This is a genomic window from Nocardia sp. NBC_00403, from assembly GCF_036046055.1.
Lineage (GTDB): Bacteria > Actinomycetota > Actinomycetes > Mycobacteriales > Mycobacteriaceae > Nocardia.
In genome coordinates this window covers 315,015-326,759 of the sequence record NZ_CP107939.1, presented here as the reverse complement: position 1 = coordinate 326,759, position 11,745 = coordinate 315,015, and the positions used below count along the sequence as shown (strand labels likewise).

Annotated in this window: 10 protein-coding genes; 8 read left to right on the top strand and 2 right to left on the bottom strand. The window is 66.1% G+C overall.

What is annotated here, in order from left to right:
- The first annotated feature begins 17 nt into the window (after positions 1 to 17).
- Both alc and puuE read left to right on the top strand, forming a co-directional pair.
- Entirely contained in the window at positions 18 to 983 is a 966-nt protein-coding gene (alc, locus tag OHQ90_RS01255; RefSeq protein ID WP_328406703.1) for an allantoicase, read from the top strand.
- Positions 980 to 1,894 (top strand): allantoinase PuuE, encoded by a 915-nt coding sequence (gene puuE / locus OHQ90_RS01250; protein ID WP_328406702.1) that lies wholly within the window; start codon positions 980 to 982, stop codon positions 1,892 to 1,894. The genes alc and puuE overlap by 4 nt, the downstream gene beginning before the upstream one ends.
- Positions 1,895 to 1,935: 41 nt before the next feature.
- Here puuE and OHQ90_RS01245 read toward each other — a convergent pair whose 3' ends face one another.
- On the bottom strand, positions 1,936 to 2,415 hold the full coding sequence (locus OHQ90_RS01245; RefSeq protein WP_328406701.1) for a MarR family winged helix-turn-helix transcriptional regulator: 480 nt from the start codon (positions 2,413 to 2,415) through the stop codon (positions 1,936 to 1,938).
- Between the two features lie 70 nt (positions 2,416 to 2,485).
- Between OHQ90_RS01245 and OHQ90_RS01240 the strand changes: the two genes are divergently transcribed.
- Entirely contained in the window at positions 2,486 to 3,319 is an 834-nt protein-coding gene (locus OHQ90_RS01240) for an alpha/beta fold hydrolase (protein WP_328406700.1), read from the top strand.
- Between the two features lie 29 nt (positions 3,320 to 3,348).
- On the opposite strand, the gene OHQ90_RS01235 is transcribed toward OHQ90_RS01240, so the two are convergent.
- On the bottom strand, positions 3,349 to 4,767 hold the full coding sequence (locus tag OHQ90_RS01235; RefSeq protein WP_328406699.1) for an alpha/beta hydrolase family protein: 1,419 nt from the start codon (positions 4,765 to 4,767) through the stop codon (positions 3,349 to 3,351).
- Positions 4,768 to 5,264: 497 nt separating this feature from the next.
- Here OHQ90_RS01235 and aceA point away from each other — a divergent pair, with 497 nt between their 5' ends.
- The 5 genes from aceA to OHQ90_RS01210 all read left to right on the top strand — a co-directional run bounded on the left by aceA (position 5,265) and on the right by OHQ90_RS01210 (position 11,699).
- Positions 5,265 to 6,548, top strand: coding sequence for an isocitrate lyase (gene aceA, locus OHQ90_RS01230; RefSeq protein ID WP_328406698.1), 1,284 nt, complete (start codon positions 5,265 to 5,267; stop codon positions 6,546 to 6,548).
- A gap of 434 nt (positions 6,549 to 6,982) precedes the next feature.
- The gene (locus OHQ90_RS01225) at positions 6,983 to 7,852 is read left to right on the top strand and encodes a 3-hydroxybutyryl-CoA dehydrogenase (protein ID WP_328406697.1); all 870 of its coding nucleotides are present in this window, start codon (positions 6,983 to 6,985) and stop codon (positions 7,850 to 7,852) included.
- A 385-nt stretch (positions 7,853 to 8,237) separates the two neighbouring features.
- On the top strand, positions 8,238 to 10,541 hold the full coding sequence (gene metE, locus OHQ90_RS01220; RefSeq protein WP_328406696.1) for a 5-methyltetrahydropteroyltriglutamate--homocysteine S-methyltransferase: 2,304 nt from the start codon (positions 8,238 to 8,240) through the stop codon (positions 10,539 to 10,541).
- A 169-nt stretch (positions 10,542 to 10,710) separates the two neighbouring features.
- Complete coding sequence (locus tag OHQ90_RS01215) at positions 10,711 to 11,127, top strand: VOC family protein (RefSeq protein WP_328406695.1); 417 nt, start codon at positions 10,711 to 10,713, stop codon at positions 11,125 to 11,127.
- Entirely contained in the window at positions 11,127 to 11,699 is a 573-nt protein-coding gene (locus OHQ90_RS01210; RefSeq protein WP_328406694.1) for a TetR/AcrR family transcriptional regulator, read from the top strand. The genes OHQ90_RS01215 and OHQ90_RS01210 overlap by 1 nt, the downstream gene beginning before the upstream one ends.
- Positions 11,700 to 11,745: the final 46 nt, after the last annotated feature.

Sequence of the window (11,745 nt, the reverse complement as noted above, 5' to 3'; positions counted from 1 at the left end):
CCCGAACAGGAGGGGTAGTGCACGACGCGGACTTCACGGTGCTGCCGGATCTGGCGGTCCGACCCCTCGGCGGGTCGGTGATCTGGGCCGATGACGAATTCTTCGCGGAGAAGGAGAATTTGATCAACCCCGGCCCCGCCGAATACCGCCCGTCGACCTTCGGGCACAAGGGCCAGATCTATGACGGCTGGGAGACCCGTAGGCGTCGGGGCAAGCCCGGTGACGATTCCGCCATCGTGCGGCTCGGCGTGCCCGGCCTCATCCGGGGAATCGTGGTGGATACCGCCTGGTTCAAGGGCAACTATCCGCCCGTCGTGTCGGTGTCGGCGCTGGAGATCGAGGGCTACCCGGACGCCGAGACCATCGCCGAACGCGACGACTGGGTGACCCTGGTCGACCGTGCCCCGGTCGCAGGCGACAGCCGCAACCCGTTCTCGATCGAGAGCGAAAAGCGCTGGACCCATGTGAAACTCACCATGCATCCGGATGGCGGCGTGGCTCGGCTGCGGGTGTACGGGGAGGGTCGCCCCGATCCGAGGCTGCTCGGTCTCGGCCCGCTGGATCTGGCCGCGCTGGAGAATGGCGCGCTGGTGATCGACTGCTCCAACCGCTTCTACAGCTCGCCCAACCATCTGCTCTATCCCGGCCTGGCCGGGAAGATGGGCGACGGCTGGGAGACCGCCCGCCGCCGCGACGACGGCAACGACTGGGTGCACATCCGCCTCGCCGGACCGGGCCTGATCCGGCTCGCGGAGATCGACACGTCGTACTTCCTCGGCAACAGCCCCGGCGCGGCCCGGCTCACCGGCCGCACCACCGACGGCACCGAGCTCGAGCTGCTGCCACGCACCGCACTGCTGCCCGACACCAGGCACCGCTTCGCGATCGCGCCGATGGGCGCTTCGGTCGAGCAAGTGCGCCTGGACATCTACCCGGACGGCGGGCTCGCGCGCCTGCGGCTGTACGGAGAGCTGGGCGAATGAGCAAGCGGGACTTTGTCGGCTACGGGTCGACGCCACCGGATCCGAAATGGCCGGGTGGCGCACGGATCGCGGTCCAGTTCGTGCTCAATTACGAAGAGGGCGCGGAGAACAGTGTTCTCGACGGCGATCCGCACTCGGAGACCTTCCTCTCGGAAATGACTCCGGCGGAAGCCTTTCCGAATCGGCACATGAGCATGGAGTCGCTCTACGAGTACGGCTCCCGCGCTGGTCTGTGGCGGGTGCTCCGGGTCTTCGAGCGCCGTGCCCTGCCGCTCACCATCTTCGCGGTGGCCAGGGCGATGCAACGAAATCCCGAGGCGGTAGCGGCTTTTCGCGAGCTCGGCCACGAGATCGCCTGCCACGGCCTGCGCTGGAAGTCCTATCAGCTCGCCGACCGCGAGACCGAGCGGGCGCACATGGCCCAGGCGGTTCGCATCCTCACCGAATTGACCGGCGCTCCACCGCGGGGCTGGTACACCGGGCGCGACTCACCGAACACCAGGCAGCTGGTGGTCGAGCACGGCGGATTCGTCTACGACTCGGATTCCTACGCCGACGACCTGCCCTACTGGGTCACCGTCCACAACCGCGATCACCTGGTGGTCCCGTACACGTTGGACACCAACGACATGCGCTTCGCCTCGCCTGCGGGTTTCCCCAGCGGTGAGCAGTTCTTCGCGCACTTGCGTGACGCCTTCGACGTGCTCTACCGCGAAGGCGCCGAGGGCAGCCCGAAAATGCTTTCGGTGGGTCTGCACTGCCGCATAGTGGGCCGCCCTGCCCGCACCGCGGCCCTCGAACGCTTCCTGGACCACGTCCAATCCCACGATGATGTGTGGATAACTCGACGCATCGACATCGCCGAACACTGGCACCGAACCCACGCTCCTACGGGGCTATCGACACACTGAACGCGGTCGAATTCTCGGGATGTGTGTGCCGGAAGGCGAGATCAGCCGCCTTGCTTCCGAGATGCGGTGGAAGGATCGCTGCTCGCGGCTGTGCGCGGGTGGCTCGGGCGTAGTTGCCGAGCGAGTAATTCCAAAGCGGTGACGACTTCGTTCACCAGCTCAGGGTCGTCGGTGCCGAGTGCGGCCGCCAGTGCGGCGTCGATCGTGGTCGCCCGCACCTGCGCGACGCGGGCAGAGATTCGGTCGGCCTTGCGGATCAACGATCGACGTCGGTCGCGTGGGTCGGTGGTTGTGGTGATAGAGCCTGCTTCTTTCAGGCGGGCGACTGCGTTCGATACGGCGCTCTGCGGAAGGCTGGTGCGTGAGGCTATTTCGCTGACGGTGCTGTCTGGATGCTCCAGAATGTCGCTGGTCACGATCAGCACCGGCCGGTGGCCGCCGCCGAGACCCTCGGTGGGCAGCGCGTCTTCGCCGAGCTTCATCAGCGTTCGGCCCAATAGGAAAAGCTCCACACCATCCATGCGGCAACAGTACATCAAGTTTGATGCATCACTATTGATGTATCAAATCTGATGGGTTATCGTTCTCGGTATGACCACGATTTCGAACGCCACCCTTTCGGTGCCCGGTGCCGACCTCTACTACGAGGTTCGGGGTACCGGCCCGGTTCTGCTCATTTCGCAGAGCGGCGAGGGCGACGCGCGCCGCAGCGAGGGCCTGGTCCGCCAGCTGGAGCAGACCTACACCGTCATCACCTACGATCGAAGGGGACTGTCGCGCAGCACGATTCACGACACGACCGAGCCGGTGACCGTGGCGAAGCATGCCGATGACGTGCATCGTCTGCTCACCGCGCTGACAGATCAACCAGCCCACATGCTCGGTTGCAGCATGGGTGCGGCCATTGGACTGCACCTGGCTGTCGAACACCCGGAGCAGCTGCACACCTTGATCGCGCACGAGCCGGTCACGCCGTGGCTTCTTGCGGCGGCCGAACGCGCGCACCATCTGCGCGAACTCGAACACTGCCAGCAGGTTTTCCGGGACAGCGGTTGGCAGGCCGCCTTGGCGCCCATGGTGAAAACCCTCGGCATCGACCCACGGAACCAGGAATTGGAGCCGGGTGTGGAGCTGCCCCCGATTACTCCAGCGCGTGCCGCGAACTTCGCATTCTTTATCGGCGAGGACTTCACCGCCGTTCGCACCGACAACCTCGATGCCGCCGAACTGCAGCGGTCAGCCGTCCACATCATTCCGGCTTCCGGGCGTAGCACCCCGCATGAGGTTTTCGACCACAAATGCGCGCAGGAGTTGGCCGTGTTGCGTGATACCCCGGTGGTCGAATTCCCCGGTGGCCACAACGGCAATATGACCCACCCGTCGGCCTACGCCGCTCGCCTCCGTGACCTGCTCACCGCGGTGTGAGTCGGGTTCGCGACCGGCCGGGGTGCGGTTCAGGCGAACAGGTTGTGCACGAACGGCAGGGAATCCGGCAGTGAAGCGTTGACCGTCCCGCTGTGGTCGGTGGGATAGGTGTGCAGCGTGACCGGCTGGCCGTTCGCCTTCAGCACGGCTGCCCAGCGCAGGGATTCCGGCGTGATGACATCGGTGTCGCGCAGGCCCTGTCCGATGAAGAGCGGCTTGTTGTAGCCGGATTCGGGCAGTGCCATGTAGCGGGCGAGGAACCCGTGCAGGTCGGGGATCTCCAACAACGGCCGGGAGAACAGATCGCCCAGTACCACGCCCCGTGCGGCGAGCTCGTCACCGAGCGGCCCGATGCACGCATCGCGGGCGCGGGTCAGCCATTCCCGGCCGGCGTCGGTGAGGAAGGACTCGATATTCAACGTCGGGTAGGCGGCTGCCTCGCCTCCGCTCGGCCCGGCGCGGTTTTCGGACGGACTCTGTCCGACTGTGTCTCTGTAGGCGGCTGCCTCGCCTCCGCTCGGCCCGGCGCGGTTTTCGGACGGACTCTGTCCGACTGTGTCTCTGTAGGCGGCTGCCTCGCCTCCGCTCGGCCCGGCGCGGTTTTCGGACGGACTCTGTCCGACTGTGTCGCTGTAGGCGGCTGCCTCGCCTCCGCTCGGCCCGGCGCGGTTTTCGGACGGACTCTGTCCGACTGTGTCTCCGTACGTCGTGCGCAGCCCGTTGAGGATGTACAGCACGTAGGCGGTGCTGTGCGGGCTCAGCTTGATGGGTGGCATATGCGGAGCCAGCGGCAGCAGCACGTCCTCGATGTAGGCGGGCACGCCGGTGGTGACCGCGCCGCGGTAGTCCAACTCGGGACCACCGAATTCGGTGGCGTAGCGCGCGGTGTAGGCGGCCGCGCCCGCCCCCTGCGACTGGCCGACGACGGCCCACTTCTTCGCGAGTGACGAGTACTGCCTGGTCGCGGCCTGTACTGCGTCGACCACGTTGTGTGCCATGACCATCCCGTTGAGATAGGGATGCTCGTCCGGCGTGCCGAGCCCGGCATAGTCGGCGGCCACGATGGCGTAACCCTGTTGCAGCCAGGTGCCCAGGTAGGCCCAGTCGCGCTCGGCGGCGCTCGGTCCGGTGATGCTGTAGGCGCAGTCGTCGCCGAGTCCGACGGTGCCGTGCGCCCAGGCGATCACCGGCCAGCCGCCCGCGGGCGCGGGACCCGGCGGGAAGTAGACGGCGGCGCTCGCCTCGGTCGGCACGTTGTTCGCGGTGCTGGTGCGATAGATGATGCGGGTGGAGTTCACCGACCCCGGCAGGGTCGCGACCGCGGCGAGTGGCGCAATAGAAGTGACGGTGCCCGGTCCGCCCGCAGGGTCGGCGGTCGCTGCGGACAGTGTCAGCAGGCTCGCGGCACAAGCGCAGGCGATTGCCGTGGTGAACCACAGTTTCCGCATGGTGCTCCTGTCGGGTTGATCGAGCGCCCGATGCCCGCCGCGGATGGCCGAGGCAGCTGGACGCGTGTCCTGGAGTGAATTCGACCCAGTCTGCCCGACGGCGCGCGGCCCGTCCCACTCGAAGGTGGCCCAGCCCACACCGAAGGCACCCGCCCGAAGCTGTGAAGGTCCTCACAGGACGGAATGTCCGCGCCAGTCGATGGCAGCCCACCCGAAGATCGCTAACAGTACGAGCGTTACGCTAAAACCGCATGTCAGAGCTACCCGTCGGTAGGTTTTATGCGTGCAATTCATCGGCAAATTTCGCAAAGTTAGCAAACACCTGTGGAAACCTAGCTGAGATTCACACTAGCAACAGGTAGACGGCTATTTCTTGGTGTGCCATCGTGTGGAAGTACACCCCATGGGCCTAGCAAGCCTGCAAATTGCCGCTCCAGCAGTTCGAGCCAGACTCGACCGTGGGGCATACCCGACCAAACGAGGAAGTGGAGTCAGAGATGACCACCGGCACCCCGAAGACAGCCGCGGAAATCCAGCAGGATTGGGACACCAACCCCCGCTGGAAGGGCATCACCCGTAACTACACCGCAGAGCAGGTGTCGAAGCTCCAGGGCACCGTCGTCGAGGAAGCCACCCTCGCGCGCCGCGGCTCGGAGATCCTCTGGGATCTCGTCAACAACGAGGACTACATCAACTCCCTCGGCGCCCTGACCGGCAACATGGCCGTGCAGCAGGTGCGCGCCGGCCTGCAGGCCATCTACCTGTCCGGTTGGCAGGTCGCCGGTGACGCGAACCTCTCCGGCCACACCTACCCCGACCAGAGCCTCTACCCGGCCAACTCGGTCCCGGCCGTCGTGCGTCGTATCAACAACGCGCTGCTGCGCGCCGACGAGATCGCCAAGGTCGAGGGTGACACCTCGGTCAAGAACTGGCTCGCCCCGATCGTCGCCGACGCCGAGGCCGGCTTCGGTGGCGCCCTGAACGCCTACGAGCTGCAGAAGGCCATGATCCAGGCCGGCGCCGCGGGCGTGCACTGGGAAGACCAGCTCGCCTCGGAGAAGAAGTGCGGCCACCTCGGTGGCAAGGTGCTCATCCCGACCCAGCAGCACATCCGCACCCTGACCTCGGCTCGCCTCGCGTCCGACGTCGCCGACGTGCCTTCGGTGATCATCGCCCGCACCGACGCCGAAGCCGCCACCCTGATCACCACCGACGTGGACGACCGCGACAAGCCGTTCCTCGACGGCACCCGCACCGCAGAGGGCTTCTTCGGTGTGAAGAACGGCATCGAGCCCTGCATCGCCCGCGCCAAGGCCTACGCCCCCTACGCGGACCTGATCTGGATGGAGACCGGCAAGCCCGATCTCGAGCTGGCCAAGCAGTTCGCCGAGGCTGTCCGCAGCGAGTTCCCGGACCAGCTGCTCGCCTACAACTGCTCCCCGTCCTTCAACTGGAAGGCGCACCTGGACGACGCGACCATCGCGAAGTTCCAGAAGGAGCTCGGCGCGATGGGCTTCAAGTTCCAGTTCATCACCCTGGCCGGCTTCCACTCGCTCAACTACGGCATGTTCGACCTGGCCTACGGCTACGCCCGCGAGGGCATGACCGCCTACGTCGACCTGCAGGAGCGCGAGTTCGCCGCCGAGGAGCGCGGCTACACCGCCACCAAGCACCAGCGTGAGGTCGGCGCAGGCTACTTCGACCTGATCGCCACCACCGTGGACCCGAACACCTCGACGGCCGCCCTGAAGGGCTCCACCGAAGAGGGTCAGTTCCACTGAGACATGGCGGCGCCTCCGCGCCGCGTGTCCGCGGCCCCCAAGGCTCGCTTCCGAGCACTCGAGACTCGCGCCTTCGGCGCATGCGCGAGGGTCGGACCTTCGTCCGCCCCGGCGCTCCAAGCTTCGAGTACTCGGAAGCGAGCCGGCCGCGAACGGGGGTTCGTCGGGCTCACCCCGTACGGGGTTGCGAAAGCATCCGACGTCACCAACCGTGATTCGCACAAGGGAATCGTGATTCGCACAAGGGAATGAGGTTCCCGACGTGAATACCTTTAGCCCTCTACTCCAGTAGGGGTGTACCGCCCTCCCCGCCGAACAGCCCTCGGCGGGGAGGGCATATCCCTATACCTTGGACCATCGAAGGCTCGCCGCGGACCGCGTCGCTCCTTCGCCACAAGCCACCCGATTGCCAGACAAACCAGCAGGAGCGGGACGTGAGCAGCGAGAAGATTCAACGCGTCGGCATTATCGGCGCCGGACAGATGGGTGCCGGAATCGCGGAGGTGTGCGCTCGCGCGCATATCGACGTGCTCGTCTTCGAACAGACTCGGGAACTAGCCGCCGCAGGCCGTTCCCGCATCCTGCGGTCGCTCGACCGTGGCGTCAGCAGCGGCAAGATCACCGAGCGGGAGCGCGAGCAGGCCGCCTGGCGGCTGCGGTTCACCTCCGACCTCGGCGACTTCGCCGACCGCCAGCTGGTGGTCGAGGCGGTGCTCGAGGACGAGAAGGTGAAGACCTCGATCTTCAGCGAGCTCGACAAGGTTGTCACCGACCCCGATGCGGTGCTGGCCTCCAACACCTCTTCCATCCCGATCATGAAGATCGCGGTCGCCACGGCGAACCCCGAGCGCGTGGTCGGCATGCACTTCTTCAACCCGGTTCCGGTGCTGCCGCTCGTCGAGCTGGTCACCACGCTCAAGACGAGCGAGTCGGTGTCCAAGCGCGCCGAGGCTTTCGCGGGCGATGTGCTCGGCAAGCAGGTCGTCCGCTCGGCCGACCGCTCCGGCTTCGTGGTGAACGCGCTGCTGGTGCCGTACCTGCTGTCCTCGATCCGCATGGTGGAGTCCGGCTTCGCCACCAAGGAAGACGTCGACAAGGCGATGGTGCTCGGCTGTGCCCACCCGATGGGCCCGCTGGCGCTGACCGACCTCGTCGGCCTGGACACCGTCAAGTCGATTGCCGACTCCATGTACGCAGAGTTCAAGGAGCCGCTGTACTCGGCCCCGCCGCTGCTGATGCGCATGGTCGAGGCCGGCCTGCTCGGCAAGAAGACCGGCGCGGGTTTCTACCAGTACAAGGTCTGAGTTGATTTGCAGCGCCTGCGGCGCTGAGTTGACTTGCAGCGCCTGCGGCGCTGAGTTGACTTGCAGCGCCTGCGGCGCTGCGTGTTCGCGGCCCCCAAGGCTCGCGTCCGAGCGGCCGAGACTCGCGACTTCGTCGCATGCGCTTCGGCCACTCGGACGCGAGCCGGCCGCGAACGTCGCTCGTAAGACTCGCTCCGTGGTGGGTGGGTCAGCTGAACATCATCCGGCCTCAGGTATGGCCGGGTGGATGGGGTTATCGGCATAAGCTGCAAGAAGGCGAGTCGTGGTCACGGCTCGCTCGAACACCGAGAGCGCAGCGCTGTGCGGCGTTCCACCGTTCGGCGGTGGGCGCCAGCGCAGGTGATCGAAAGGGAGCATCCCGCGCATGGTCAACGTCACCGATGGTTACGGGTCGAGCATCCTCGGGTACCCGAGGATTGGACCGCACCGGGAACTCAAGCGGGCCCTGGAGGCCTATTGGCGCGGCGGGGCATCCCGCGACGAGCTGCTCGCAGTCGGGCGCGACATCCAGGAACGGCAGTTCAACGAGCTGGCCGCCACCGGGCTCACCCAGGTTCCCGGCAACACCTTCTCCTTCTACGACCATGTACTCGACAATGCGCTGCTCTTCGGTGCGGTGCCGACCAGGTTCAAGCCGCTCCAGGATGAACTGGACCCGCTGGACTTCTATTTCCTGATGGCACGCGGTCGTCCCGACCTGCCGCCACTGGAGCTGGTGCGGTTCTTCGGCACCGCCTACCACTACCGGCAGCCCGAACTCGATGAATCCACCGAGTTCTCACTGCATCCCGAGGCGTTGCTCGACGAATTCGACCGGGCCAAGGAACGCGATTTCGAGCTGCGCCCTGTGGTGCTCGGCCCGCTGTCGCTGCTGCTGCTGTCCAAGGCCGGGCACGTGCCGGGTGAGGCGGAATTCGACACCCTCAGCCTGCTCGACAAGCTGCTGCCGGTGTACGAGCAGCTGTTCGAGATTCTCGCCAAGCGCGGTGCCACCTGCGTGCAGCTGGACGAGCCCTGTTTCACCGGTGAGCGCAGCCCCGCCGAGCTCGCCGCGTTCGACAAGGCCTACCAACGACTTTCGAAGGCGCCGCTGCGCCCGCGCATGCTGGTCACCGGTCAGTACGGCGACTTCGGTGAAGCGCTGACCATCCTGGCAGGCACCAACGTCGAGGCCATCGGCCTGGACCTGGCGAGTTTCCGGATCGACCCCGAGGAACTCGCGAAGGTTCCCGGAATTCGTCGTAAGCGTTTGTACGCGGGCGTGATCAGCGGCCTGAATGTGTGGCGCGCGGATCGGTTCGTCACGCTGTCCTACCTCAACGAGCTGGCGAAGGTCTGCCCCGACCTGGTCGTCTCCACTGGTACGACGCTGCTGCACGTGCCCTACGACGTGCTCGCCGAATACGACATCGAGGGCAATGTCGCCGATCGCCTCGCCTTCGCGAAACAGAAGGTGGGCGAGGTGGTTTCGCTCGCGAAGGCGCTCACCGAGGGGCCGTCGGAGAAGTGGCGCAAGCGGCCGACCGAGGTGCACTTCAAGCAGAAGCACGCAGTGCGGCAACGGGTTTACGCGGTCACGCCGCGTATGCGTGAGCGTGCGCCCTACGAGGTGCGCCGAGAAGCCCAGCAGCGCAAGCTGAATCTGCCGCCGGTGCCCGCGACCACGCTGGGTTCCTTCCCGCAGGCCACACGGATCCGGCAGGCCCGCCACGATCTCGGCGAGGGCAGGTTGTCCTACGCGGAGTACCGCAAGAAGATCGAGGCCGAGATCGAGGCCACGATCCGCCTGCAGGAGGACATCGGCCTCGACGTGCTCGTGCACGGCGAGCACGAGCGCAACGACATGATCCAGTACTTCGCCGAGCTGCTCGACGGCTTCGCGACCACCCGCTTCGGCTGGGTGCAGGTGTACGGATCCCGCTGTGTCCGACCGCCGATCATCTACGGCGATGTGTCGCGTCCGGCCCCGATGTCGGTCGAATGGATCACCTACGCCCAGTCGCTGACCGACAAACCGGTCAAGGGCATGGTCACCGGTCCGGTCACCATGATCGCGCGCTCGTTCGTCCGCCAGGACCAGCCGCTGTTCGAGACCGCGGACCAGGTGGCGCTGGCGATCCGCGACGAGGTTGTCGACCTGGAGCGCGCGGGCATCTCGATCATTCAGGTCGACGAGCCCGCCATTCGCGAGATGTTGCCGTCGCGTCCTGTCGGTCGTGCCGAGTACCTGCGCTGGGCTGTCGGGGCATTCCGCCTCGCCACCTCCGGTGTGCGGCCGGAAACCCAGATCCACACGCACATCAACTATTCCGGTCGCGCCGAGGTGGTCGAGGCGATCGAGCAGCTCGATGCCGACGTCACCGCGCTGGTCGCGACCCGCTCCATCGAATGGGTGCTCAAGGCGCTCAAGGACGACTGCGCCTCCGGCCACGGCCTGAGCCACGGTGTGGGACCCGGTGTCTACGAGAGCCGTTCGGCGCGTATCCCGGATATCGATGAGCTCGACGAATTGCTCACGGCCGCAGCCGAAGCGGTTACGCCGGAACGACTATGGGCGAACCCGGACGGTGGTTTGAAGACGCGACACTACTGGCAGCTCGAGCCGTCGCTGCGCAATATGGTCGCGGCCGCGCGCCGGGTTCGTCGGCGGGCGACGTCGGCCGAATAGGCAAAAGGTGAGGCCGCCCTTCATGTCCGAGTGATGTGGGGGCGGCCTTTGCTATTCCGGCGGCTGTCGGAGTGTTCGGCCGCGGGCCGCCCGGGTCGGTGCATCTTCCGACCGGCGAATCGGCGAAATGGTCATGAAATCGGTACAGTACGTACCGTATCGTTGAATTATGACCGAGACCTGGCCCGAGTCGTTGCCTGTGGCGCAAGTTCGGATTGCCCGACCCACCGATCGTTTGGCAGCGGTAGTTCGGTTCTACGTCGAAGGGCTGGGGCTGCGGGAGCTGTACCGATTCGAGAATCACGCCGGCTACGACGGAGTGATGCTCGGGCTGCCGGGGGCCGGCTACCACTTGGAGTTCACCACGCACGCGGACGGCAGCCCCGGCGATGCGCCCAGTGCGGAAAACGTGCTGGTGCTGTACTTCTCGGGCGAATCGCAGATGTACGACGTGGCGCAGCGGCTCGGTGATTTCGGTGTGGAACCGGTGGCTGCGGAGAATCCGTACTGGGCCGAGCACGGCGGACTGACCTTTCCGGATCCGGACGGGTGGCGGGTCGTGCTGATGCCGCGACCGGTGTTCTGATGGCGGGCAGAGCGCGTGAAGACCGAATCGATGCGGCGGTGCTGGCGGCGGCTCGGGAACTGCTCGACGAAACCGGCTACGTAGACCTGTCCATCGGCCGGATCGCCACCAGGGCCGGCATTCATCGACCGGCGATCTACCGCCGCTGGCCATCGAAGCGGCACCTGGTTGTCGACGTGGTCGCCGACCTGCTCGGTCTCCAGCCGACCCCCGACACCGGCGACCTCCGCGCCGATCTGACCATCGCAATGCGCAATCTCGTTGCCGCACTACGAGATACCTCGTTGCATCACGTCCTTCCGGCCCTGGTCGCCGACCTTGCCAATGATCGGGCTCTGCGAGATCACTTCCTGGCCACCGTCTTCGAGCCGCGCAGGCGCACCACCGCAACCGCGCTCGCATCGGCAATCCGCCGCGGCGAGATCGACCAGAACCTTGATATGGACTTCGTCCTCGACGCCATTGCTGCCCCCATCTACTATCGCGCCCTCTTCGGTCACCTGCCCCTGACCGACACTCTCGCCGACCAATCCGTCGCCGCCGTCCTCCGGATCGTCACCCTCGCAGCTTGACTCGGGGTGTGCGTCCATCGGGGCGAGTGGCACACAATGATGTCGG

Bases quoted from the DNA above. Each gene is read 5' to 3' on its own strand.
- metE (WP_328406696.1), top strand. From the start codon at position 8,238: ATGGTCAACGTCACCGATGGTTACGGGTCGAGCATCCTCGGGTACCCG.
- OHQ90_RS01240 (WP_328406700.1), top strand. From the start codon at position 2,486: ATGACCACGATTTCGAACGCCACCCTTTCGGTGCCCGGTGCCGACCTC.
- aceA (WP_328406698.1), top strand. From the start codon at position 5,265: ATGACCACCGGCACCCCGAAGACAGCCGCGGAAATCCAGCAGGATTGG.
- OHQ90_RS01235 (WP_328406699.1), bottom strand. From the start codon at position 4,767: ATGCGGAAACTGTGGTTCACCACGGCAATCGCCTGCGCTTGTGCCGCG.
- OHQ90_RS01210 (WP_328406694.1), top strand. From the start codon at position 11,127: ATGGCGGGCAGAGCGCGTGAAGACCGAATCGATGCGGCGGTGCTGGCG.
- OHQ90_RS01215 (WP_328406695.1), top strand. From the start codon at position 10,711: ATGACCGAGACCTGGCCCGAGTCGTTGCCTGTGGCGCAAGTTCGGATT.
- OHQ90_RS01245 (WP_328406701.1), bottom strand. From the start codon at position 2,415: ATGGATGGTGTGGAGCTTTTCCTATTGGGCCGAACGCTGATGAAGCTC.
- puuE (WP_328406702.1), top strand. From the start codon at position 980: ATGAGCAAGCGGGACTTTGTCGGCTACGGGTCGACGCCACCGGATCCG.